Genomic DNA, 24,849 nt, shown 5'->3' with positions numbered 1-24,849 from the left:
GATAGATTACTGCTGGAACCATTTTTTGTAGATGGTTTCGTAAGTCCCATCCTGTTTGATCTTGTCGAGGGCAGCATTGAACTTGCCCTGCAGATCGGTATTTTTCTGGCGAACGGCAATGCCGAGCCCGGTACCGAAGTAGTCTTTGTCGGTCACCTTATCGCCTACCGCGGCCAGAGCGGCATTCTGTTTCAGCCATTCGTTGACCACTGCGGTGTCACCAAATACCGCGTCAACGCGACCATTCTTCAGATCCAAAATGGCGTTCTGATAGCTGTCGTAAGGCACGGTGGTGATTTCAGGGTGCTTATCGGTCAGGTATTTCTGGTGCGTCGTGCCGTTCTGCACGCCCACTTTTTTGCCTTTCAGCGCCGCTACGTCGGCAACTTTGCCCTTCTGGGCGACAAACAGCGCGGAGTTGTCGTAATACGGTTTGGTAAACAGCACCTGTTTTTCACGTTCAGGCGTGATGTCCATACCGGCCATGACCGCGTCAAAACGCTTGAACTTCAGGCTGGGGATCAGGCTGTCAAAAGCCTGATTGGTGAAGCTGCACTCGGCCTGCATCTCTTTGCACAGGGCATTGGCCAGATCGACGTCAAACCCCTGGATCTTGTTGCCGGCGTCAATAAATTCAAACGGAGGATAAGAAGCTTCGGTAGCGAAACGGATCGTTTCGGCTGCAGAGGCGGAAACGCTGATGCCAGCCAGAACGGCGGCGATTATTAGTTTTTTCATCGCAAACTCCCCAAATTACAGCAAGTAAAATTGTTAGTGTGATAAGTAATTGGCAAACTCGGTGGTCTGCGGCTGCGCAAAGTGGCTGGCATCGCCTTGTTCCACTACGTGGCCGTTTTCCATGTAGACCACGCGGCTGGCGGTTTTGCGCGCCACTTCCACTTCGTGGGTGACGATCACCTGGGTGATCCCGGTGCCGGCCAGCTCGCGAATGATACTGACGATTTGGGCGGTGATTTCAGGATCCAGCGCGGCGGTCGGTTCGTCGAACAGCAGCACCTGCGGCTCCATCATCAGCGCACGGGCAATGGCCACGCGTTGCTGCTGGCCGCCGGAAAGGTGCAGCGGGAAACGGTCGGCAAAATCGGTCAGGCGCAAACGCTTCAGCAACTTGTCGGCACGCTCCATCGCCTGAGCCTTGGTCAGGCCAAGCACGCGACACGGCGCTTCGATCAGGTTTTGCACCACGGTAAGGTGAGGCCAGAGATTATATTGTTGGAATACCATGCCGACGTTCTGACGCAGCTCACGAATGGCTTTCTCGCCAGGGGCCTGCTTGAAGTCGAATTGATTGCCGGCGATCTGCAACTGACCCGAGCGCGGCATTTCCAGCAGGTTCAGCACCCGCAGCAATGAACTTTTCCCCGCGCCGCTTGGACCCAGCAGCACTAAAGTTTCCCCTGCTGGGCAATCCAGCGTGATGTCAAACAGCGCCTGATGTGCGCCGTAATAGCAGTTGATACCGTTAAGTTGAATGCTCATGCGCCAGAATTGAATAGATATTGATGCCGCGAATGTTAACTTCCACAGAATACTTATGCAATCTTTGTGCGTTAAAATTTATTACTGCGCGGCAGGATAGTAAAAGAATAGCACAAGATACCGCGAGTCAGGTTCGAAGGGGGGATTTGTCGTGCACGCTGTGAGGTATGTAGCGAAAATTCTCAAAGTGAACGAATGTTGAGCGGAATCAAGGCATTTTTTTACCCACCGACATCAAGCAGATGACGGTGGGGCGTGTGAGCTTACTGGTTTTCCAATACCTGACGCAGCGTCCCGCTGGCGGCATGCGGCGGCACGTTCAGATAGCGGATATCATCCACCACCCAACAGGTGCCTTCACGCACCATCAGCACCTCATCCTGCCAGTTGACCGCGCTGCCGCCGTCCTTCTGGTAGCTGAGCTGTACGCGCAATGGAATATTTTTTGCGTCGGTATTCGGGATGGTAGAAGCGCTGGCGACGGTGGCGCTGGTCGGTCCCTGCGCGTTGCCGGTAAACAGATCGCCAGTGACCTGATGTTTGCCCGGGTTCTGGTTGGCGGTCACCAGATCCTGATACAGCACTTTACTCAGGTAAGGCTGCAACTGCGCCAGACGGTTGCTGTCGGGCAGGGTGGTAGCGGCGCCCTGTTGCAGGCGCAGATCGTAAAATTTCTGTGCGACCGTATCCGGGCCGCCTTCCACACAACCGCCGGTACGGGAGCCGATATCCTTGAATGCCGGTTCGACGGTGGTGCAGGCACTCAGTAACAGCGCTAAGGGCAAAACAGCCGCAATCGTTTTTGTTTTCATCTCATTACCTTATGTGAAAGTCTCTACCATGAAGACCATTAGCCTACAGTATAAATGCGATTTCTGGCCTTGCATTCGTACTGCGTGCCATTTCAATACAGAACATAATGCCAAATCAATGGTCAGATAAGTGCGATGAATCAATCAAGCAAGGAGTTTTCATGCAGCTTTCCACTACCCCGACCCTGGAAGGGTTTACTATTACCGAGTACTGCGGCGTTGTCACCGGCGAGGCCATTTTGGGCGCGAATATTTTCCGCGATTTTTTTGCCGGCGTGCGCGACATCGTGGGCGGCCGTTCGGGCGCTTATGAGAAAGAGCTGCGTAAAGCGCGCCTGATTGCCTTCCGGGAGTTGGAAGAGCAGGCAAAAGAATTGGGCGCCAATGCGGTGGTCGGCATTGATATCGATTACGAAACCGTGGGTAAAGACAGCAGCATGTTAATGGTGACCGTCAGCGGTACCGCGGTGAAAGTCAGCCGCTAATCCTTTCTTTGCCCCCGGCCAAGGCCGGGGGCATTCGTTTATCCTACCTTGTGTTCTTCCACTTTTAGTGGGCGATGTTCCTGCGGTTTGGCCGCTGGGGCAGGGTGATGCTGTGCCTGTTGAATCTGTGGCTGATGGAACGGCGTTGGTGCGCTATGCGACATCATGGCATTTGGCCGTGGTTGAACCGGCTGCGGGCGAATAACGTTAGCCTTGGGCGCGACGTGTTCGACAGGTTTAACGGCCGGCAACTGCGCCCTTTGCTGTACGCTGACAGGTGTCGGTAGATGTTGTTCAGGCGTACGAGCCGGTCGGATCTCGGCCTGATGAACGGGGGCCGTGACTGTCGCTGGTTGCGGGCGCACGGCTGCCGGTGTTGAATGAGCGAAACTCGGCAGGGTCATTGGCTGCTGAACATGGGCGACCGGTGTCATCGCATGGGGCGCTGGCGTAGCTGCATGGGCAAAGTTCGGCGCCGTCATCGGCTGGCGTTCATTGGCTGCGACGGGCGGCGTAAAATGTGGCCGTTGCAGGTTGGCAACCTTAGGGGCGGCATAAGGCGTTGGTGCGGCAAAATGCGGCACCTGATTGACTGGCGCATTGTGGTAGTTATTCACCGTGGTGCTGTGATTCACATTATTGTATTGGTTGATATTGGTGACACGGTTAATCACCGTGGTGGAGTGCGAGATATAAGGCGCATTGTTATAGACCACCGGTTGACGCCGATCATTCCAGCGCACGTCCCAGCTATGCCAGTTGTCATGATGCTGATTGATCAATGCCCCGACCGCGACGCCCACGCCAAAACTGATCACGCCTGCCGCCAGCATATCGCCACTGCTATAGCCTGAGGCACTCTGATAGTGATAGCTCGGGTAGGCCGGGACAGGTTCGCCATAGGCCACCCAGGGATCGTAACGCGGTACGTAAACCACATCCGGTTGGCTGGGTTCGATGACAATGGTTTGCGCCGGCGCAACCACGACGCTTTGCGGATAGGGTTGCGGTTCCACGTAACGGGTTGCAGGCGTGATGACCACCCTTTGCTGCGGCGACGTTTTCAGCGTGCCTTTGGCGGCGGCACGTTGGCGCATGACCTGAATGGCGTTCATCACGTCGGTAGGGTCGTTGAGATAAGCGCTGCCCAGCGCGGTGGTCCAGGGAATATTTTTAGCCATCTGATCCAGCACGTCAGGAAATTGTACCAAACCGCGTACGCTGGGGTCCCAGGGTTGAGCGCCAGCGGCTGCGGTGAGCGCGGCCGGTTGCACCCCCCGGTTTTGCGCCAGCCAGTTATCCGCCGCGCTGATTTGATCGGGGTAACCCGCACCGGCCAGCACCTGCGCCAACAGTTTGTCAGGAAAAAGCGCCACCGGGCTGACCAGTTGATACAATTGATCGGCACTCAGTGGCGTATAGGTTGATGCTGCCGCGGGCGTGGCCACAGCAGGCGCGGTTCCCCCCATGGTATTGGCCACCGTTTTTTGGTCACAGCCGCTGAGCGGCAGCATGGCGATGCAGATCAGCCAGGCGACAGGGTTGAGCTTGAACATGAGCGACTCACTTTTATCAGCGCAGGTAATACTATGAAGCTATCATCTGCCATGGAGTCCGCCAGCGCGGCGCAACACTCACTTGCACATCTGGCCTCTCTGTCATCATTTATTGATTAACTTGATTATTGGATACAGATTAATCAATTTGAGTTACAAATTTGAGCCGCTCGACGGCAGGAGGGATTCGTGAAAATTTGGCCAGGGATATTTGCTGCCGCATTGCTTGCCGGCTGCCAAAGCACCACCATAGACCGGGGCGACTATCAGTTGGAAACCCTGCATCAGGCGCAGGGAGCAGACCAGCGCATTCGTTTTCTGGTGATGCATTACACCGCAGAAGATTTCCATTCCTCGCTTAAAACCCTGACGGATGAACACGTCAGCGCGCACTATCTGCTGCCCGCGCACCCGCCATTGGTACAGGGCAAACCGGTGGCGTTTCAACTGGTGCCTGAAGCCCTGCGCGCATGGCATGCCGGGGCCAGCACCTGGCGCGGCAGAACCAACCTGAACGATACCTCGATAGGGATTGAAATAGTCAATCGCGGATTCAACCGCACCCTGCTGTTTACCCATTGGCAGCCCTACACGCCACAGCAAATAGCCCTGTTGATCCCGCTGAGCCGCGATATTATTCAACGCTATGGCATTCAGCCGACGGACGTAGTGGGGCACAGCGACATCGCGCCCCAACGCAAGCAGGACCCGGGTCCGTTATTCCCCTGGCGGCAACTGGCGCAGGCCGGTATTGGCGCCTGGCCGGACGAGCAGCAGGTGCAGAAGCTACTGGCCGGCCGCGACAAGCAGGCGGCCGTGCCCCTGGCCCCCTTGATCGAAAAGCTGGCGCGTTACGGTTATGGTATTGACGCTCGGTGGGATGTCAGGCAGCAGAAGAACGTGCTGGCGGCGTTTCAGATGCATTTCCGGCCCAGCGATTATCGCGGTGAGCCGGATGCGGAGACGGAGGCGATCGTTGATGCCTTGCTGTTGAAGTACGGGGCAGCTCGCTAATTAAAGGCCGTGCAGTTTACCGTGTTCTTTTAGCCAGCGAGCGGTGCGGGAAATGCCTTCATCGAGCGAAACTATGGGCCGGTAATCCAACTCCTGCTGGGCACGAGTGGTGTCCAGCGTCAGATCAAAATTGAGCTTGGCGACCCCATAGTGGGTCAGTACCGGCTCTTTCTCGCTTTTGCTGCCGAGTTTCTCCATACCGCGCGCCATCATATCGAGCATGGGATAGGGCACAGAGCGGATCCGGCACTTCATCCCCAACTCGTCAATTAACTGCTGCACCACGCTGTGCAACTGACGTGGCTGCTGATTGGTGATGTTATAAGCGCGGCCGGACGGGGTATTTTCTTTCTGAGTGGCCAGCCACATGGCGTGCACCGCGTTTTCCAGATAGGTCATGTCCACCAGTGCCGCGCCGCCGCGTGGCAGCAGCAGGTTGCCGTAGCGTTTGATCATCTGCAACAGGCGCGGCAGCATCACTTTGTCATGCGGCCCGAACAACCCCTGAGGACGCAGGATGGTGAAGTGGGTTTGCGGGTTGGACATCGCCAACTGCTGGATCACCTGTTCACCGGCGGCTTTGCTGCGCGCAAACTCGTTGGCATAGCGCGCGGGGCGGAAGTCTTCGGTAATGTTGCGATGGTGATGGTAATCGAAGTAGATCGCCGGCGAAGAGATATGGATAAACTGCGAAACGCCGTAGGCCGCTGCCCACTCGCCCAAGCGACGGGTAGCGCGCACATTGGCCAGTTCGAAGGCTTCTTCGGTGCCCCATGGCGAGGTGAAGCTGGAACAGTGCCACAGCACGTCCACGTCGGCCAGCATGGCTTTGGCCTGCGATGAGATCAGGTTGGTGAGATCGGCATGAATGAATTCCGCGCCCATTTTTTCCAGCAGACTGCCCATGGCCTGGTTGCGGCCGGTGGCACGCACTTTAATGCCCTGGCGGCGGAGATATTCAACGGCGTTACGGCCTAACCCACTGGTTGCACCGGTGACCAATACCTTCATAACGAACTCTATTCTCACCAAAAATCAGAATGCTGACGGCCTTCAGCGGCGTTCCAGCAAATAAGATGCCATTCTTCCGTTATTTCGTGCGCTATGCAATCGGAAAGGCCCTAACCGCAGCAGTAAACTGTGCGGTTGATCGACAAATAAGCGATGGTCAGGACATATTGCGCGGGTTCTCTTCGGCCAGCCTGGCGATACGGCGCGCCATACCGCGAAAAATGAACAGGTGAGCGGGCATCATGGCGAACCAATACAGTAGTCCGCTGAAACCGGCAGGGTGCCACCAGGCACGCACATCCAGGGTGCGGTGGTCGCCATGATCTTTGATGGTGAAAACCAGCCGGCCCAGCCCCGGCGCTTTCATGCCGAACAGCAACGCCAACTGCCGCAGCGGTTTAATGGTGATGACCTTCCAGCCATCGACCAGGTCGCCAATGGCCAACGTCTCACGCTGGGGGCGGCCATAAACCACGCGATTGCCAATCATATCGTCCATGCGGGCACGGATTTTCCACAGGATATTGGCGTAAAAATAGCCCTCTTTCCCGCCCAGTTGCTGCACCGTATGCCACAGCGCCTGGCTGGATGCCTGGGTTTCCAGCGAACAGCCCGCCTGTTTCGGGTAGAAGCCATAGCCTGGTCGCCAGCGGGCTCGCGCTTCCGGATCGTAGCCCCAGTCGGCGGAGTCGACCACTTCTTCCTCGCGCCGCAGGGTAGCCGTCACCGCCTGATCGAAGGTTTGCAGCGTCTGCGGAATCAGAGCCTGTAGCGGTTTACCGTCGGCGGGAAGATCGTGGTTCAACCCCTGGATCAACGCATTGGCGATCGAGGTGGGCACCGAGGTGATCATGCTGATGAACCATACCGAGATAAACCGGGTGGGCAAGGGGATGGGGATCAGCCAACGTTTTTTTCCGCTGATGGCAATGAAGCGTTCAAACATTGTTTGATAACTGATGTACTCCGGGCCGGCGACGTCAAAAATGCGGTTTTCTTCCGCCGGGTGCGCCAGCAGATCGGCCAGATACACCAGCAGATTTTCCAACGCGACCGGCGAAGATTTGGAACGCACCCAGCGCGGCGGGGTTAGCACCGGCAGGTTGTAGACCATATCGCGCATAATTTCGAAGGCCGCCGAACCGGGGCCGACAATGATGCTGGCGCGCAGTTCGGTGACCGGTACGCCGCTCTGGCGCAAGATCTCCCCGGTCAGCTTGCGTGCCACCAGGTGCGGTGAACTCTCGCCTTCCGGCTGCAGTGCACCGAGAAAAATGACCTGTTTTACGCTGGCGTTGCGTAGCGCATCGCGCAGGTTTTCCGCCGCCTGGCGTTCTTTTTCGATAAAGTCATCACCGTCGCCCATACCGTGGATCAGATAATACACGGCGTCGATTTCCCACAGCGCGGCGGTCAGGGTTTCTGGTTGGTAGACATCCACATACTGGCAGTTGACCTGCGGCCAATGCTGCTCCTGAAGCCATTCAAGGCGGCGCGCGGCGGCGGTAATGCTGTGTCCCTGTTCTATCAGGTGGGGGATCAGGTTCTGGCCAATATAGCCGCTGGCTCCAAGAACCAATACGCGTTGAGGTGTCATTAGCGCTGCCTTATGCAGTGGAAGTCGATGACAGCATGCCAAACTCAGGGTTTAAATGCACTTTTTGTGTGGTTATGCGGGCATTGCATCCACCTTAAGGCAGCGTCACACTACGCACCATTGGTCTGTGCTAAGCCGAAAAAATATGAAACTCAATGCCGTTTGTTATGCCCTGTTAGGTCTGGCGCTGATCGCCAGTTTATTTTTCCTGCATCCGATTTGGATGTGGTGGCTGTTGGCTAACCTGCTGACGTTATTGGTGTACGGTGTCGATAAACTGGCCGCGCGCAAGGGTTGGCGTCGGGTGCCTGAAATCACGCTATGGGTGTTCGGGCTGGTGGGTGGCTGGATTGGGGCGATCGTTGCGCAGCAATTGTTCCGTCACAAAACCCAGAAACAGCCGTTCAAAAGTTGGTTTATCTTCAGCGTGGTGTTGAACGTCGTGGCAACGTTGGCGATCTGGTACTGGGTTTACGGCCGTTGGATCCTCTAAAACACGGGGCGTGTTAGCGCCCCGTTGAGGCATGCATCAGGCATGCTGCTTGAGGAATTGTTGCCACAAATCGACCACGTGCTGTAAATCCTGACGGCTGACGTCGAGGTGGGTCAAAATACGCGTCAGCGGCCCGCTGCTGATCAGCACGCCGCGCTCGCGCATCCAGGGGCCCAGTTTTGCCGCCAATTCAGGGGACTGACGCAGGTACAGCACGTTGGTTTGCGCGCCCGGCTCGGCGATCTCCACGCCAATGTTTTGCAACTGCTGCTCCAGCCACTTGGCGTTATCGTGATCTTCCCGCAACCGTTCGACATTATGCTCCAGCGAATAGAGTCCCGCGGCGGCCAGAATACCGGCCTGACGCAGGCCGCCGCCGGTCATTTTGCGCCAGCGTATCGCCTGCTGAATAAAGGCTTCGCTGCCGCACAGCAACGAGCCTACCGGTGCGCCCAGCCCTTTCGACAGGCAAATGGTGAAGGTGTCGCAATACTGCACGATCTCTTTCAGCGGCACATTCAGCGCGACTGCGGCGTTGAAGATGCGCGCCCCGTCGATATGCAGTGCCAGCTTGTGTTCACGGCTGAATTGCCAGGCCTGTTGCAGGTACGCCAGCGGTAAAACGCGGCCGCTGATGGTGTTTTCCAGGCTCAGCAGACGGGTTCTGGCAAAGTGAATATCATCGGGTTTAATTGCCGCCGCGACCTTGTCCAGCGGCAGGGTACCGTCCGGGTTGGCTTCAATCGGCTGTGGTTGGATGCTACCCAGTACCGCGGCACCGCCGGCTTCGTATTTATAGTTATGCGCCTGCTGGCCGACGATGTATTCGTCACCGCGCTGGCAATGGCTCAGCAGCGCTACCAGGTTTGCCTGGGTGCCGCTTGGCAAGAACAGCGCCGCCTCTTTACCGGACAGGCGAACCGCTTCCGCTTCCAGTGCGTTGACCGTGGGGTCATCGCCATAAACGTCGTCACCGACTTCGGCCTGGGCCATGGCTTCACGCATAGCGGCGCTGGGGCGGGTTACTGTGTCGCTGCGTAGATCAATAAGCATAAAAATTCCTTATCCCCTTGATCTTTCAAGCCGCAGCGTTGTTGGCTGCAACTTAAAATCTATTGGGGATAGCTAATGTGAAAGAGAATGCGGTTTTCATCATAGCCAGATTTTCTGATGACAAAAGAGAAAAAACACCGGGAACAGCGATCGTTGTTCCCGGGATGGGGCATTAACGCAACCAGTTGGTTTTCGCCAGTTCGACCACTTCATCGCCGCGGCCGTTGATGATCGCCCGCAGCATATACAGGCTAAAGCCCTTGGCCTGCTCGAATTTGATCTGAGGCGGCATCGCCAGTTCCTGCTTGGCGGTGACGACATCGAGCAATGCCGGGCCGGGGTGCGCCAGCATTTCCTGCAGTGCGCCGTCCAGATCCGACGCTTTCTCCACGCGAATGCCCTTGATGCCGGCGGCATTGGCTATCGCCGCAAAGTCAGGGTTATGCAGGTCAGTGCCGTCGGTCAGGTAGCCCCCGGCCTTCATTTCCATGGCCACGAAGCCCAAAACGCTGTTGTTGAAAATCACAATCTTGACCGGCAGTTTTAGCTGGGCCAACGACAGGAAGTCGCCCATCAGCATAGTGAAACCGCCGTCGCCGCACATGGCGATCACCTGCTTGTTCGGTTCGGTTGCCTGTGCGCCAATCGCCTGCGGCATGGCGTTGGCCATCGAACCGTGGTTGAACGAACCGAGCAGGCGGCGCTTGCCGTTCATTTTCAGATAGCGGGCCGCCCATACCGTCGGCGTGCCGACGTCGCAGGTGAAGATGGCGTCGTCGCTGGCGTACTGGCTGAGCTGTTGCGCCAGATACTGCGGGTGAATAGGCTGATCGTCATTGGCGGTGGCCAGGCCGTCCAGATCTTTGCGCGCGTTGCGGTAATGCTCCAGGGCCTTGTCAAGAAAGGCACTGTCGCTCTTGGGTTCCAACTGCGGCAGCAGGGCGGTCAGGGTGGTGTTGATGTCGCCCACCAGCGCCATATTGACCGGGCAGTGCGCCCCGATACTGCCTGGGTTGATGTCGATCTGAATGATATTGGCGTTGGTAGGATAGAAGGCGCGGTACGGGAACTGGGTGCCGAGCAGCACCAGGGTATCGGCGTTCATCATGGCGTGATAGCCGGAAGAGAAACCGATCAGACCGGTCATGCCGACGCTATAGGGGTTATCCCACTCGATATGCTCTTTACCGCGCAAAGCATGCACCACCGGTGCCTGCAACAGTTCGGCCAGCTTGACCACTTCATCATGAGAACCGGCACAGCCGCTGCCGCACATCAGCGTAATATTTTTTGCCTTGTTAAGGGTTGCGGCCAGCTTGTTCAACTCGCTCATGGGCGGCTGCACCAGCGGCAATGCCGGAGTGTGCCACACCATGCTGGCGTCTTCCGGTGCCATGCGCAGCGCCACGTCCCCCGGCAGCACAATCACCGAGACCCCGCGATTGAGGATCGCTTTGCGCATGGCAATCTCCAGCACCCGCGGCAGCTGTTCCGGGTTGGAAACCAGCTCGCAGTAGTGGCTGCATTCGCGGAACAGTTCTTGTGGGTGAGTTTCCTGGAAATAACCGCTGCCAATCTCGCTGGAGGGAATATGGGCGGCAATGGCCAGTACCGGTACGTGGTTGCGGTGACAGTCGAACAGACCGTTGATCAGATGCAGGTTACCTGGCCCACAAGATCCGGCGCAGACCGCCAGTTGGCCGGTAAGCTGGGCTTCCGCACCGGCGGCAAAGGCAGCGACTTCTTCGTGGCGCGTGCCCAGCCATTCGATGGTGCCCATACGGTGCAGGCTGTCGCTGAGGCCGTTAAGTGAATCGCCGGTGACGCCCCAAATGCGTTTCACACCGGCCTGTTCCAGAGTTTTGGCGATCAGCGTGGCTACGGTTTGCTTCATACTTCCCCCAAACATGATAGAAATACCCTTGATTTTCAATCGTCTGAATTCCTCGGGTATGGCTTATTGATTATTGAGCAGATGAACGTAATAAAAGCGCGCAACCGGGAAAGTGTAGAAGGGGAGTGCCAAGCCTGCTTGCCGATAAATGCCCCATCATTGGCGATGGGGCGACAAGCGTCAGGCGAGGGTAACGTCGCCCTGCAGTTGGCAACTGCAGGCCAGCACATAGCCCTGGGCGATTTCAGCCGGGGTGAGCGTCATGCTGCTGGTGGTGGTGTAGTCGCCTTCGAGGATGCGCGTTTTGCACGAGCCGCATACCCCGGCGCGACAGGCCGCGTTGACCGGCAACGCGTTGGCTTCCATCGCTGCCAGCAGCGTGCTGCCTACCGGGACGCGGTATTCACCCAACGGCCGGGCGGAGCGTAGCATTAATGTTGCACCTTGGCCGCTATCGGTTTCCGCCGGGGTATGAAACTGTTCTTTGTGGAAGCGGGAAGCCGGTACGCCAAGCTGCAGGCACAGTTGCTCCGCCTGGGTCATATAAGGCGCAGGACCGCAGGTCATCACCCTGCGTTCGATGATATCCGGCGCGACCTGGCGCAGCACTTCGGCACTGATCCGCCCGCTGAGATACCCTGGCCTGATATCTTGTTCGGCCATCAGCGTCAGCCGCAGTTGCGGATGAGCGGCACAAAGCTCGCGCCACTGCTCGGCGAAAATGGTATCGGTAGGGGTGCGTACGTTAAAGATTACGGCGACATCACAGGCCGGACGATTGGCCACCAGCCAGCGACACATGGAGATGATTGGCGTGACGCCACAGCCGGCAGCCAACATCAGGTAGCTGTCGGCCGGGTGTTGTTCACAGCTGAACTCGCCTTGGGCGTCAGACAGCCACAGGGTGTTGCCGGGTTTAACCTCACGCGTCAGCCAACGGGAGCCGATGCCGTCCGGCAGGCAACGTACGCTGATGCTGAGAAAACGGCTTTGGCCGGGGGAAGAAGACAAGGTATAGGCGCGCAGCGTCTCTTCGCTATTGCGAATGCTGACCAGCGCAAACTGGCCGGCTTGATAAGGGTAAAAAACGTCGCAGATCAGGTTTAACGTCCAGACGTCGGCGGTTTCCTGTCGGATCGAATGGACCTGCATACGGTTAGGACAAAGTGGGCTGGGTTGGGTCATAGGGCACCTCAAAAGCAAAGGGGCCAGCATCTGCGGCCCCAAAAAACGGGATCAACCAAGCAGGGCGTGCAGGTCCTGCTCAACGGTAGTAATCGGACGCATGCCGAACTTGTCGTTGAGGATCGCCATCAGGTTATCGGTCAGGAAACCCGGTGCCGTCGGGCCGGTGACAATATTTTTCACCCCTAACGACAGCAGCGTCAGCAGGATGACGATCGCTTTCTGCTCAAACCAAGACAGGACCAGGCTGAGTGGCAGTTCGTTGACGGTACAACCGAGCGTATCGGCGAGTTTGACCGCCAGCATGATGGCAGAATAGGCGTCGTTGCACTGGCCGACATCCAGCAGGCGCGGCAAGCCTTCCAGGGTGCCGAAATCCAGTTTGTTGAAGCGGTATTTGCCGCAGGCCAACGTCATGATCAGGCAGTCTTGCGGGACGCTGCGGGCAAAATCGGTGAAATAGCTGCGTTCATCGCGGCTGCCGTCACAGCCTCCCACCAGGAAGACGTGACGCAGTTTCTTTTGCGCCACCAAATCGATCACCGTATCTGCAGCGTTGAGCAGCGTCTGACGGCCAAAGCCGACGGTGATCATATGTTCGATTTCGGTATACGGGAACCCCTTCATGGCTTGTGCCTGGGCGATCACCTGGGTGAAGTCATCCCCTTCCAGATGGTTGACGCCCGGCCAGCCGACGATGCTGCGCGTCCAGATGCGATCGCCGTAGTTGCCGACGTTAGGATCGATAATGCAGTTGGAGGTCATCACGATAGGACCGGGGAATTTGGCAAACTCGGTCTGCTGGTTCTGCCAGCCGCTGCCGTAGTTCCCCACCAGATGTTTGAATTTTTTCAGCTCCGGGTAGCCGTGTGCCGGCAACATTTCGCCGTGGGTATAGACATTCACGTCCTGCCCTTCGGTTTGCTCGAGCAACATGCGCAGATCTTTCAGATCGTGACCGGAGATCAAAATGGCTTTACCCGCCACCGGACGGACGTTAACCGCGCTTGGCAGCGGATCGCCATAGGCCTGTGTCTCGCCGTGATCGAGAATGGCCATCACGTTGAAGTTCATCTTGCCGATGCCCATCGCGTTGTTGAGCAGGGTATCCACATCACGCGGCTGGGTGCCGAGCCAGGCCATAAAGGCGTGATAGTCGGCGTAAATCTGGTCGTCATATTGACCCAATACGTGGGCGTGCTCCATATAGGCCGCCGCGCCTTTCAGGCCGTACAGGCAGAGCATGCGCAGGCCGTGCACGTCGTCGCCGACCTCGGCTTTATCGGTATTCAGAGCGAACTGAGCCGCCTGTTGCAGCAGAGTAGGCATATCGTCACCGGCCAACTGCAACGTGGCTAGTGGATGATCGACGCGTACGCCGGCATCCAGCAGGCGGCAACGTGCCGCCAGTGATTCGCGCAGGGTGATAGTTTCGCGTGCATAACCGATGATGCGGTCAGAATCGAAGTTGACGTTGGTCAGGGTGGAGAAGAAGGCGCGCGGGGCAAAACTGTCGATATCATGATCGACGATCCCGAGAGCCCGTGCCTGCAGCGCCCAGGCTGACAGCCCTTGTAATGCCGCTACCAGCAGATCCTGCAGGTCCGAAGTTTCCGCCGTTTTACCACACATGCCCTGGGCATAAGAGCAGCCGTTGCCGGCCGGGGTACGAATGGTTTGTTCACATTGCACACAGAACATAATCGCTTCCTTTTTTAAAGTTGCATTTTAAATGCTTGTTTAAGAGCATAGATCGGCAACCGAGGCTTAAAAAGGTTTTTATGGCGTAACCAAAGGGAAGTTTGATTTAGCGCAATTTCGCTGTGCGGATGGGAATTATTACGCTTTCCGGGGGCGGTGCCCCCGGAAAAGAGGTCAGGAGAACAGGGCGATCAGTACCGGTGCCAGCAGGCTTAGCAGGAAGCCATGCACAATCGCCGGTGGCACCATTTCCAACCCGCCGCTGCGCTGCAACACCGGCAGGGTAAAGTCCATGGAGGTGGCACCGCACAGGCCCAGCGCAGAGGAACGGCTGCGTCGTACCAGGCTTGGGATCAGCATAATTGCCACCAGCTCGCGTGCCAGATCGTTAAAGAAGGCTGCGCTGCCCAATACCGGACCGTAGGCATCGGTGATCAGAATGCCGGAAAGCGAATACCAGCCAAAACCGGAGGCCATGGCCAGCCCGGCTTTGATCGGCAACCCCAGCAGCTGCGCTGCCAGCGCCCCGCCAGCCAGTGCACTGACCGTCACCACCACGGCCACCATCATGCCGCGTCGGTTAAGCACGATTTGGCGCAGGGTCATGCCGCTGTTGCGCAATTGGATGCCGACCAGCAACAGCAGGAAAATTAACGCGTATTCGCTGCCTTTATTGGCAAACTGCAACCATTGCCACTGGGTCAGGCCGAGCAGGAAGCCGCCGAGTACCACACCGCAGAGTTTGAGCGATTCCAGCGCCATATGCAGGCGCGAGGGCAGCTTTTCTTGTTTATGGCTGTTTCGCCACGGCATTTTATGTTCCAGCAGCGCCAGCATCAGCAGGCTGGCAGCGAGAATGCACAGGAAGAACACCGAGGCATACTGGAAAATCAGCACCAGATTACTGCTCAGATCCTCCAAAAACGCCAGGCTGATACCCATGAAAAACAGGATCACGTAAACCATCCAGCTCAGCAGACGGTTAATGGTTTGCAGTAACGTTCTGCTGCGTAATGGAACCAGGTAACCGGCAATCAGCGGTAAGAGAATAATCAGCAGTCCTGAATACATGGTGAAGCTTATGTCCTTTGTTCGGCAGATGGCGCCAGGATGACGGCGAGGCCCCACACGCTAACCAAAACGGCGACCGGAGTAAAGCGGCAGATTTGACGTCGTCCTCTTGACCTGCAAGGGGTTTTTTGACCATGCTCAGAGAAGGTCACCCCATTAAGGACGGTGGCAGCGCGCACGGGAGGCGACAGATGTTCTTAGAGCGTATCGAGATTGCAGGTTTTCGCGGCATTAACCGGCTGTCGCTGATGTTGGACGACAACACGCTGCTGCTGGGTGAAAACGCCTGGGGTAAATCCAGCTTGTTGGACGCCTTGACCCTGCTGCTGGCGCCGGAGCAAAAGCTGTACCGTTTTGAAGGGCATGACTTTCATTTCCCCCCTGGTGAGGAAGAGGCCAAAGAACGGCATTTACAGGTGGTCTTTACCTTCTGTGAGAAAGACATCGGCCATGCTCATCTCCCCCGTTACCGCCACCTTTCGCCGCTGTGGGTCAAAGGCGAAGATAACCTCAACCGAATTTATTACCGCTGTGAAGGCGAACTGGCCGATGACGGCACGGTTTGTACCTGGCGCGGCTTCCTGGATGCCGACGGTAACGCGATGCAGTTGCATCATATTGAGCAACTGGCACATGCCATTATTCGCATCCATCCGGTATTGCGCCTGCGCGATGCGCGTTTCATCCGCCGTCTGCGGCCCAGCACGTTGAACGATGAAAACCCGGCTGACAATAAGGCCCTGTCCCAGCAGTTGGATCAGTTGACGCGAGAGTTGGTACGCAACCCGCAAAAGCTGACTAACGCCGAGCTGCGGCAGGGGTTGGCAGCAATGCAGCAACTGCTGGAGCATTACTTTGCCGAGCAGGGTTCGCAGGTCTCCCGGCCGCGCCGGCAACGGTTGGATCAAGATCAGGATCAGCAGGCATGGCGCTCCCTGGACAGCATCAACCGTATGGTGGCAGAACCTAACAGCCGTAGCATGCGGCTTATCTTGCTGGGAATGTTTTCTACGCTGCTGCAGGCCAAGGGCAGCATCAAGCTGGATCCGCACGCCCGGCCGCTGCTGCTGGTGGAGGACCCGGAAACCCGTCTGCATCCGATTATGCTGTCGGTGGCCTGGGGGCTGCTTAACCAGTTGCCGTTGCAACGGATCACCACCACCAACTCCAGTGAACTGGTGTCGCTGGTGCCGGTAGAGCATGTTTGTCGGTTGGTGCGTGAGTCCGGGCGCGTCGCCACTTACCGCCTGGGACCGCGTGGGCTGAGCCCGGAGGATGGGCGCCGCATTGCTTTTCATATTCGTTTTAATCGGCCATCTTCGCTGTTTGCCCGCTGCTGGTTGCTGGTGGAAGGCGAGACCGAGGTCTGGCTGTTGAGCGAACTGGCGCGCCAGTGCGGATATCACTTTGAGGCAGAGGGCGTACGCGTGATCGAGTTCGCCCAATGCGGATTAAAACCTTTGCTGAAGTTCGCCCGTCGCATGGGCATTGAATGGCATGCTTTGGTAGACGGTGATGAAGCGGGGAAAAAGTACGCCAATACCGTACGCAGCATGTTGGATAACCACGACGATAACGAGCGTGACCGACTGACCGCGTTACCGGCACCGGATATGGAGCATTTTATGTTCCGCGAAGGCTTTAGCGCGGTCTACTACCGGGTGGCCTCGGTGCCGAAGAATACGCAGATGCCGGTGCGTAAGGTGATCCTCAAGGCGGTGCATCACTCCTCGAAACCCGATTTGGCGATCGAAGTAGCGATGCAAGCCGGCCAGTGGGGCACGGACTCGGTGCCGCCACTGCTGAAGAAAATGTTTTCGCGTGTGACCTGGCTGGCGCGTGGCCGCGCCGATTAGACCGAAGTAAAACGGGACTGGGCACGAAAGTGCTCTGCCATTCCCAGTTCCAACTCGTCCAGCAGTTGATAGCGACGGCGGTATTCAGCGCGTTTCTTGCTGGCCACTTCTTCGATCGGTTTGCGGGTGATGCTCTTCGGCAATAAAAAATAGCCGCTTTCAAGCATCTGGCCGCCCATGGATACCCAAAACTGATCGTAATCGGCATGCAGCTTGTCTTTCTTTTTACTGTGATAACGCCAGTTCTGGTAGATATGGGTGGCGTTGCCGACCGCCACGATTTGCTGAATGCCCAAATGGTGGGCCAGAGCGCAAATCCCTTCCAGTGCCAGGCGTTTCGGGAACAATCCGTGACACTCCTTGGTGGCCTGCTGGATTTCAGCATGCGGTACCTGATGATTAGCTCCCTGTAACCCGCCGATAAACAGCGTCGGTTTCTGCTGATAGTGCATCAGCGAAAAGGTGATTTCCGCTAACATAATACCGTTGGCGTTGCGCAGCAGCAGGGTGGCTTCGCCTTCCTTGTTCAGGTTGTCGATGGCCGCCAGTTCGAGTGACACCGCGGCGCCACTCTTGCCTTCGGCGCTGGCGAGCACAAAAGGCTTTTTCAGATGACCGAGCAGCATTTTCATTGGCATGCGTTGGGTGCTGAGATCGTAGTGGTCGCGCAGGGCAAATAAGCACTCGATTTTACTCATGTTGGCTGCCAGATACGGACGATGCAGTTTGCACGGCAGATTGGGTTGCGCGTTCAGGATCTCATCCAGCAGGGGATTGGACGCCAGCGTGCTGAGCAGGCCGCTGGTGGTGCGCCAGCAAAATAACGAACGGCCGATAAACTTCAAGCGGAATGACGTTTTTTTCCAGGCTTTACTCGGCGTCTTTTCGCCATTGATCAGCGCCGTCATCAGTTGCCAGCTGTTAAGCGGACGTGCAGATACGAGTGGGTAGCTGAGCTGTGACATGATGAAATCCTTGACTGTATGGAATGGTGCTATTTCATCAAGGCTTCACTAAACGAGAGGTCAATGCCCAACTGTAACCAAGCGTGTCTCCACATTGTGTTGAGCTAAGGTTTAGTTATTCCGCACCGTGCGTGATAATTTAGCCCCGCTGCCGCTATTGGCAGTATGAATTGCAACAGGCAGGAACCTATTTTGACGTGGTTTAAAGGACACAAACGACGCTGGATAATCGCGCTGATCGTAGCGGCGGTAATCGCTGTGCCGGCGGTCTGGCACTTTGGGCACCCGACGCCAACCCAGTTTAAAACGGTGAAGGTCACCCTGGGCAGTCTGCAGCAAAACGTACTGGCGACCGGTCAGCTCGACGCGGTTCGCAAGGTGGACGTGGGTGCGCAGGTCAGCGGGCAGTTGGAAAGCCTGTACGTCGAAATTGGCGACCGGGTGAAGAAAGGCCAGTTGCTCGGCGTGATTGATCCGCAGCAGGCGAAAAACAGCATCCGCGAGGGCGAGGCGACGCTGCGCGAGCTGCATGCCCAGTTACAGCAGGCCCAAGCGGAACAACAGCTGGCGGCGGTTACGCTGCAGCGCAATCAGGCCTTGGCCAAACTGCAGGCCGTCTCGCGTCAGGATCTGGATCAGGCCGCCACACAGCTGGCAGTGAAGAAGGCGCAGGTAGGCACCATTCATGCGCAAATCGCCAAAAACCAGGCCAGCCTGGACACGGCAAAAATCAATCTGGCTTTTACCCGCATTGAAGCGCCGATGGATGGCGACGTGGTGCAAATCACCACGCTTCAAGGCCAGACGGTGATCGCGGCGCAACAGGCGCCGAATATTTTGACGCTGGCAGATCTCAGCACCATGTTGGTAAAAGCCCAGGTGTCGGAAGCGGATGTCATCAGCCTGAAGCCGGGGCAAAAAGCCTGGTTTACCGTACTGGGCGATCCTAATCGACGCTTTGATGGCGTGCTGAAAGATATCCAACCAACGCCGGAAAAGGTCAATAACGCTATCTTCTACTACGCGCGCTTTGAAGTGCCGAACCCTGAGGGGTTACTGCGTTTGCAAATGACGGCGCAGGTGCATATTCAACTGGCGGGGGTCAATCAGGCGCAAATTATCCCTTTGGCGGCCCTGGGCGATCAAATTGCGGATAACCGCTATCAGGTTTCGATCCTCAAGCAGGGCAAGGAGGAAAAGCGCGAAGTGGCGATTGGCCTGCGTAATAATATTGACGTGCAAATCCTCAGCGGACTGAATATCGGCGACGAAGTGATCGTCAGCCGCGGCGGCGCGGAACCTCTCTGATGGCTGCATTGTTGGAACTGAGCGGCATCAGCCGTAGCTATCAGTCGGGCGATCAGACGGTGGCGGTGCTGAAGAACGTGAGCCTGAGCATCGAGGCCGGCGAAATGGTGGCCATTATGGGCGCCTCCGGCTCCGGTAAATCGACGCTGATGAATATTCTCGGCTGCCTGGATAAGCCCAGCGCCGGCGTGTATCGGGTGGCCGGGCAGGACGTGGCGACGCTCGATAGCGACGCGTTGGCTCGGCTGCGGCGTGAACATTTCGGCTTTATTTTCCAGCGGTATCATTTGTTGCCGCATTTGAGCGCGGCGCATAACGTCGAAGTGCCTGCGGTATATGCCGGGCTGGGCAAGGCGGCACGACGTGAGCGTGCGGTGGCGCTGTTACAGCGCCTGGGGCTAAGCGAGCGCGTCAGTTACCGACCTAGCCAGCTTTCCGGCGGTCAGCAGCAGCGGGTCAGTATCGCTCGTGCGCTGATGAATGGCGGTCAGGTGATCCTGGCGGATGAACCGACAGGTGCCCTCGACAGCCATTCCGGCGAAGAGGTGATGACCATCCTCAAGCAGCTGCGCGAGCAGGGGCATACGGTGATTATCGTGACCCACGATCCGGCCGTGGCCCAGCAGGCTGAGCGGATCATTGAAATCCGCGACGGCGAAATCATTGCCGATTCACGCCCTGATGGGCAGAGCAATCCGAACGCCAAACCGTTGGAGATGGTTACGCCGGCGCCGTCCTGGCAGCAAACTATCGGACGTTTCCGCGAAGCCTTGGTGATGGCCTGGCGGGCAATGGCGGCAAGTAAAATGCGCACTGCGCTAACCATGCTCGGTATTATTATCGGCATCGCCTCGGTGGTTTCGATCCTGGTGATCGGCGACGCAGCAAAACAGATGGTGCTGGCAGATATCAAATCCATCGGCACCAATACGGTAGATATCTATCCCGGCAAGGACTTTGGTGACGACGATCCGACTTTCCGCCAGGCATTGAAGTACGGCGATCTTGCCGCGTTGCGCGAGCAGCCTTACGTCAGCGCATTGTCGCCCAGCATCGCCAGCAGTATGCGGCTGCGGCTGGGTAACGTTGATGTTGCAGCCAACGTTAACGGCGTCAGCGAACAGTTTTTCCGCGTGTACGGCATGACCTTTACTGAGGGCGTCGGCATTGATCAACTGCAGGTGCAATCACAGTCGCAGACGGTGGTGATCGACGCCAATACCCAGCGCCGCCTGTTCCCGAATCAGAAAGAGGTGGTAGGCCGGGTGATCCTGGTGGGCAATATGCCGGCGACGGTAGTGGGGGTAGCGAAGGAAAAGCAATCTATGTTCGGCAGCAGCAAGACGCTGAACGTCTGGGTGCCCTACAGCACCATGGCCAATCGGCTGATGGGGAACGCCTATTTTGATTCGATTACCGTGCGCATTCGTGATGGTTACAACAGCCAGGAGGCGGAGCAACAGCTGACGCGCTTGCTGACGCTGCTCCACGGCAAGAAAGACGTCTTCACCTATAACATGGACAGCCTGGTGCAGACCGCAGAGAAAACCACGCGTACGCTGCAGCTGTTTTTGACGCTGGTGGCGGTGATTTCACTGGTGGTCGGCGGTATCGGCGTGATGAACATCATGCTGGTATCGGTGACGGAGCGCACGCGTGAGATCGGCATCCGCATGGCGGTGGGGGCACGCTCCGGCGACGTACTACAGCAGTTTCTGATTGAAGCGGTGCTGGTGTGTCTGGTCGGCGGTGCTTTGGGGATTACGTTGTCCTTTGCCATCGGCCTGTTGGTGCAGGTGGTGTTGCCGGGTTGGCAAATCAGCTTCCCTCCGGCGGCCTTGTTGAGTGCGTTTGTCTGTTCCACCGCTATCGGCGTGGTGTTCGGTTATCTTCCGGCCCGCAGCGCGGCGCGGCTTAACCCGATTGACGCGCTGGCACGCGAATAATCAGCGAATAAAAAATGCCAGTCACACGGCGGCTGGCATTTTTTAGCGGGGTGTTTCAAACTGACTCTGTGGAAGCGCGTTAGGCCAGGGCCTCGCTTTCCAGTGGTACAATAAGACTCGCATGGTTCCCTTTTGGCCCTTGGTGCACATCAAAACTGACCTGCTGGCCGGCTTTGAGTGTCCGGTACCCATCCATCTTAATCGTAGAATAATGGGCGAATATGTCTTCGCCGCCGCCTTCAGGACAGATAAACCCAAACCCTTTGGCGTTGTTGAACCATTTAACAGTACCCGTCTCCATGCTTTTACATCCCTCGCAACGCTATTTTTAGGTGAGATGAATAACTGAATTCGCACCCGCCAGAAGCAGGTAGCAGATGAGCCTGAAAGTGGTTAAAACACCACCAGCTCACGAATTTACACTCTAGAGCAAATGATCATCACGTCAAGGGATCGGCTTTTGTCGGCAGGGAGCAGTTCATCAAAGTTTGAAGCAGGTAACGATCTTGACATTGTTTGGTAACAATTCGTCAGAGATTTTTGCGCACGTTCCAGTGCGGCGGGATGATGGCGAAGATGATAAAATAGTAATGATACCCCACTTTGAATAACCGGAACCTGTCCCCATATTAAAGGACAGAGCAGAGAAGATGAGCAGCGATGGGCAATAACAACGGTTGGCTAAATTTCGAACATTTGGCCGAGGAAAAACAAATCGATGCGGTAAAACCGCCGTCTATGTATAAAGTTATACTTAACAACGACGATTACACACCGATGGAATTTGTGATTGACGTTCTGCAAAAGTTCTTTTCTTATGATATTGAACGCGCAACGCAACTGATGCTCACGGTCCACTATCAAGGCAAGGCGATCTGCGGTGTCTTTACCGCCGAGGTGGCGGAAACCAAGGTCGTCCATGTGAACCGTTATGCGAGGGAGAACGAGCATCCGTTGCTTTGTACGCTAGAAAAAGCCTAGATTTAGGCAACTATTGGGGAGGTGCTTATGCTCAATCAAGAACTGGAACTCAGTCTCAACATGGCTTTCGCCAGAGCGCGTGAGCACAGACACGAGTTTATGACCGTGGAGCACCTGTTGCTGGCGTTACTCAGCAACCCTGCCGCGCGAGAAGCGCTAGAGGCATGTACGGTGGATCTGGCCGCGTTACGCCAGGAGCTGGAAGCCTTTATTGAACAAACCACGCCGACGCTGCCCGCCAGCGAAGAAGAGCGCGACACTCAGCCGACGCTCAGCTTCCAGCGCGTACTGCAGCGTGCGGTATTCCATGTGCAATCTTCCGGCCGCAGCGAAGTCAGCGGCGCCAACGTGCTGGTGGCGATTTTCAGCGAGCAGGAGTCGCAGGCGGCTTACCTGCTGCGCAAACACGACGTCAGCCGTCTCGACGTAGTGAACTTCATTTCACATGGCACACGTAAAGACGAGCCGGGCCAAGCGCCGAATGCGGAAAACCCGGTGAATGAAGAGCAGTCCGGAGGGGAAGACCGTATGGAAAACTTCACCACCAACCTCAACCAGTTGGCACGGGTAGGCGGCATCGATCCTTTGATTGGCCGTGACCCTGAGCTGGAGCGTGCTATTCAGGTGCTGTGCCGTCGTCGCAAAAACAACCCGCTGCTGGTGGGGGAGTCTGGCGTCGGTAAAACGGCGATTGCCGAAGGCCTGGCCTGGCGCATTGTGCAGGGCGACGTTCCGGAAGTGATGGCGGACTGTACGCTGTATTCATTGGATATCGGTTCATTGCTGGCCGGTACCAAATACCGTGGCGACTTCGAAAAACGTTTTAAAGCGCTGCTGAAACAGTTGGAACAGGATAAGAACAGCATTCTGTTTATCGATGAGATCCACACCATCATCGGCGCCGGTGCGGCTTCCGGTGGGCAGGTGGATGCCGCCAACCTGATTAAACCGCTGCTCTCCAGCGGCAAGATCCGGGTTATCGGTTCCACTACTTACCAGGAATTCAGCAACATTTTTGAAAAAGACCGTGCGCTGGCTCGTCGCTTCCAGAAAATCGACATTACCGAGCCGACACCGGAAGAGACCATTCAGATCATCAACGGCCTGAAGACCAAGTACGAAGCGCACCACGACGTGCGTTATACCGCCAAAGCGGTGCGTGCGGCGGTCGAGCTGTCGGTGAAATACATCAACGACCGTCATTTGCCGGACAAGGCTATCGACGTGATTGACGAGGCGGGCGCCCGCAGCCGGTTAATGCCGGTAAGCAAACGCAAGAAAACCGTCAACGTGGCCGACATCGAATCTGTGGTGGCGCGTATTGCGCGTATCCCGGAGAAAACCGTGTCGGCGAGCGATCGCGACGTACTCAGAAGTCTGGGCGATCGTCTGAAAATGCTGGTATTCGGGCAGGATCAGGCGATTGAAGCGCTGACTGAAGCGATCAAGATGAGCCGTGCTGGTTTGGGGCACGATCGCAAGCCGGTCGGTTCCTTCCTGTTTGCCGGGCCAACCGGCGTCGGGAAAACCGAGGTGACGGTGCAGCTGGCGAAGGCGATGGATATTCAGCTGCTGCGTTTTGATATGTCCGAGTATATGGAACGTCATACCGTCAGCCGTCTGATTGGCGCGCCTCCGGGCTACGTCGGTTACGATCAGGGCGGTCTGCTGACCGACGCGGTGCTCAAGCATCCGCACTCGGTGGTGCTGCTGGATGAAATCGAGAAGGCGCATCCGGACGTGTTCAACCTGTTGTTACAGGTTATGGACAACGGTACCCTGACCGATAACAACGGCCGCAAAGCGGACTTCCGCAACGTGATCCTGGTGATGACTACTAACGCCGGGGTACGTGAAACCGAACGTAAATCGATTGGTCTGGTGCAGCAGGACAACAGCACCGATGCGATGGAAGAGATCAAGAAAGTGTTCACGCCGGAATTCCGTAACCGTCTGGACAACATTCTTTGGTTCAACCATCTGTCGACCGAGGTGATCCAGCAGGTTGTCGATAAGTTTATCGTCGAACTGCAGGCCCAGCTGGATGCGAAAGGCGTGTCGTTGGAAGTGAGCGATGAAGCGCGTGACTGGCTGTCGGTGAAAGGCTATGACCGTGCAATGGGCGCTCGTCCGATGGCGCGTGTGATGCAGGAAAACCTGAAGAAACCGCTGGCCAATGAATTGCTGTTTGGTTCACTGGTGGACGGCGGCTCGGTGAAAGTCGAGTTGGACAAGGACAATCAGAAACTGACTTACCACTTCCTCAGCGCGTCGATGCGTAAAGCGGATGAAGGTGCGGTGCACTAAGGCCGGGTCAGATAAAGAAAAAGCGATGCTTCGGCATCGCTTTTTTTATGGGTGAATTTCACCACAACAGAAATGATTGAGCCCTCTCAGTTTACCTGCGCTCTCGCAACTCGA

General features: G+C 56.7%; 21 protein-coding genes. 8 read left to right on the top strand and 13 right to left on the bottom strand.

The annotated features are described in order from the left end of the window. Positions 1 to 6 precede the first annotated feature (6 nt). From artJ to AC1RKC_RS05445, 3 genes are all read right to left on the bottom strand, one after another. Complete coding sequence (artJ, locus tag AC1RKC_RS05455; protein ID WP_020826087.1) at positions 7 to 738, bottom strand: arginine ABC transporter substrate-binding protein; 732 nt, start codon at positions 736 to 738, stop codon at positions 7 to 9. 33 nt (positions 739 to 771) lie between these two features. After that, positions 772 to 1,500, bottom strand: coding sequence for an arginine ABC transporter ATP-binding protein ArtP (gene artP / locus AC1RKC_RS05450; RefSeq protein ID WP_020826088.1), 729 nt, complete (start codon positions 1,498 to 1,500; stop codon positions 772 to 774). Between the two features lie 263 nt (positions 1,501 to 1,763). Then, on the bottom strand, positions 1,764 to 2,312 hold the full coding sequence (locus AC1RKC_RS05445; RefSeq protein ID WP_020826089.1) for a lipoprotein: 549 nt from the start codon (positions 2,310 to 2,312) through the stop codon (positions 1,764 to 1,766). A gap of 161 nt (positions 2,313 to 2,473) precedes the next feature. Between AC1RKC_RS05445 and AC1RKC_RS05440 the strand changes: the two genes are divergently transcribed. Further along, positions 2,474 to 2,797 carry a heavy metal-binding domain-containing protein gene (locus AC1RKC_RS05440; RefSeq protein WP_020826090.1) on the top strand — a complete coding sequence of 108 codons (324 nt, stop codon included), beginning with the start codon at positions 2,474 to 2,476 and terminating at the stop codon, positions 2,795 to 2,797. Positions 2,798 to 2,835: 38 nt separating this feature from the next. On the opposite strand, the gene AC1RKC_RS05435 is transcribed toward AC1RKC_RS05440, so the two are convergent. Then, positions 2,836 to 4,353, bottom strand: a complete 1,518-nt coding sequence (locus tag AC1RKC_RS05435; protein WP_493091949.1) for a DUF3300 domain-containing protein — start codon at positions 4,351 to 4,353, stop codon at positions 2,836 to 2,838. A gap of 189 nt (positions 4,354 to 4,542) precedes the next feature. Between AC1RKC_RS05435 and AC1RKC_RS05430 the strand changes: the two genes are divergently transcribed. Then, positions 4,543 to 5,367, top strand: coding sequence for an N-acetylmuramoyl-L-alanine amidase (locus tag AC1RKC_RS05430; RefSeq protein WP_493091951.1), 825 nt, complete (start codon positions 4,543 to 4,545; stop codon positions 5,365 to 5,367). On the opposite strand, the gene AC1RKC_RS05425 is transcribed toward AC1RKC_RS05430, so the two are convergent. Next, entirely contained in the window at positions 5,368 to 6,378 is a 1,011-nt protein-coding gene (locus AC1RKC_RS05425; RefSeq protein WP_020826093.1) for a 3-beta-hydroxysteroid dehydrogenase, read from the bottom strand. 157 nt (positions 6,379 to 6,535) lie between these two features. Continuing rightward, the gene (locus AC1RKC_RS05420; RefSeq protein WP_020826094.1) at positions 6,536 to 7,975 is read right to left on the bottom strand and encodes a DUF2867 domain-containing protein; all 1,440 of its coding nucleotides are present in this window, start codon (positions 7,973 to 7,975) and stop codon (positions 6,536 to 6,538) included. A gap of 145 nt (positions 7,976 to 8,120) precedes the next feature. Between AC1RKC_RS05420 and AC1RKC_RS05415 the strand changes: the two genes are divergently transcribed. Further along, positions 8,121 to 8,468, top strand: coding sequence for a DUF1294 domain-containing protein (locus AC1RKC_RS05415; protein WP_048761815.1), 348 nt, complete (start codon positions 8,121 to 8,123; stop codon positions 8,466 to 8,468). Positions 8,469 to 8,504: 36 nt separating this feature from the next. On the opposite strand, the gene ltaE is transcribed toward AC1RKC_RS05415, so the two are convergent. The 5 genes from ltaE to AC1RKC_RS05390 all read right to left on the bottom strand — a co-directional run bounded on the left by ltaE (position 8,505) and on the right by AC1RKC_RS05390 (position 15,372). Further along, positions 8,505 to 9,521: a low-specificity L-threonine aldolase gene (gene ltaE, locus AC1RKC_RS05410; RefSeq protein WP_174574004.1), complete on the bottom strand. Its 1,017-nt coding sequence runs from the start codon at positions 9,519 to 9,521 to the stop codon at positions 8,505 to 8,507. A gap of 172 nt (positions 9,522 to 9,693) precedes the next feature. Beyond that, positions 9,694 to 11,415, bottom strand: coding sequence for a ubiquinone-dependent pyruvate dehydrogenase (gene poxB, locus AC1RKC_RS05405; protein ID WP_020826097.1), 1,722 nt, complete (start codon positions 11,413 to 11,415; stop codon positions 9,694 to 9,696). 180 nt (positions 11,416 to 11,595) lie between these two features. Beyond that, entirely contained in the window at positions 11,596 to 12,600 is a 1,005-nt protein-coding gene (gene hcr, locus AC1RKC_RS05400) for an NADH oxidoreductase (protein WP_149573113.1), read from the bottom strand. Between the two features lie 51 nt (positions 12,601 to 12,651). Then, a complete protein-coding gene (gene hcp, locus AC1RKC_RS05395; protein ID WP_493091952.1) occupies positions 12,652 to 14,301 on the bottom strand; it encodes a hydroxylamine reductase in 1,650 nt (549 codons plus the stop codon). Positions 14,302 to 14,475: 174 nt separating this feature from the next. Continuing rightward, on the bottom strand, positions 14,476 to 15,372 hold the full coding sequence (locus AC1RKC_RS05390; RefSeq protein WP_048761828.1) for a LysO family transporter: 897 nt from the start codon (positions 15,370 to 15,372) through the stop codon (positions 14,476 to 14,478). 191 nt (positions 15,373 to 15,563) lie between these two features. Here AC1RKC_RS05390 and AC1RKC_RS05385 point away from each other — a divergent pair, with 191 nt between their 5' ends. After that, positions 15,564 to 17,228 carry an ATP-dependent endonuclease gene (locus tag AC1RKC_RS05385; protein WP_046374012.1) on the top strand — a complete coding sequence of 555 codons (1,665 nt, stop codon included), beginning with the start codon at positions 15,564 to 15,566 and terminating at the stop codon, positions 17,226 to 17,228. On the opposite strand, the gene AC1RKC_RS05380 is transcribed toward AC1RKC_RS05385, so the two are convergent. Continuing rightward, on the bottom strand, positions 17,225 to 18,193 hold the full coding sequence (locus AC1RKC_RS05380; protein WP_046374011.1) for a VirK/YbjX family protein: 969 nt from the start codon (positions 18,191 to 18,193) through the stop codon (positions 17,225 to 17,227). The two genes, AC1RKC_RS05385 and AC1RKC_RS05380, sit on opposite strands and share 4 nt — an antisense overlap. Before the next feature lie 192 nt (positions 18,194 to 18,385). On the opposite strand from AC1RKC_RS05380, the gene macA reads away from it, so the two are divergent. Beyond that, positions 18,386 to 19,501 carry a macrolide transporter subunit MacA gene (gene macA, locus AC1RKC_RS05375; RefSeq protein WP_232807774.1) on the top strand — a complete coding sequence of 372 codons (1,116 nt, stop codon included), beginning with the start codon at positions 18,386 to 18,388 and terminating at the stop codon, positions 19,499 to 19,501. Then, a complete protein-coding gene (gene macB / locus AC1RKC_RS05370; RefSeq protein WP_488764601.1) occupies positions 19,501 to 21,447 on the top strand; it encodes a macrolide ABC transporter ATP-binding protein/permease MacB in 1,947 nt (648 codons plus the stop codon). Before macA ends, macB begins: the two co-directional genes overlap by 1 nt. 79 nt (positions 21,448 to 21,526) lie before the next feature. Here macB and cspD read toward each other — a convergent pair whose 3' ends face one another. After that, on the bottom strand, positions 21,527 to 21,748 hold the full coding sequence (cspD, locus tag AC1RKC_RS05365) for a cold shock-like protein CspD (protein ID WP_004942590.1): 222 nt from the start codon (positions 21,746 to 21,748) through the stop codon (positions 21,527 to 21,529). Between the two features lie 359 nt (positions 21,749 to 22,107). Here cspD and clpS point away from each other — a divergent pair, with 359 nt between their 5' ends. Further along, positions 22,108 to 22,428: an ATP-dependent Clp protease adapter ClpS gene (gene clpS / locus AC1RKC_RS05360; RefSeq protein WP_020826105.1), complete on the top strand. Its 321-nt coding sequence runs from the start codon at positions 22,108 to 22,110 to the stop codon at positions 22,426 to 22,428. Positions 22,429 to 22,455: 27 nt separating this feature from the next. Continuing rightward, positions 22,456 to 24,735 (top strand): ATP-dependent Clp protease ATP-binding subunit ClpA, encoded by a 2,280-nt coding sequence (gene clpA / locus AC1RKC_RS05355; RefSeq protein WP_020826106.1) that lies wholly within the window; start codon positions 22,456 to 22,458, stop codon positions 24,733 to 24,735. Positions 24,736 to 24,849 lie beyond the last annotated feature (114 nt).

It is taken from the genome of Serratia sp. GW822-FHT06E05, assembly GCF_058799445.1.
The sequence above is the reverse complement of the archived record's forward strand: the minus strand, read 5'-3'. Positions and strand labels throughout refer to the sequence as shown.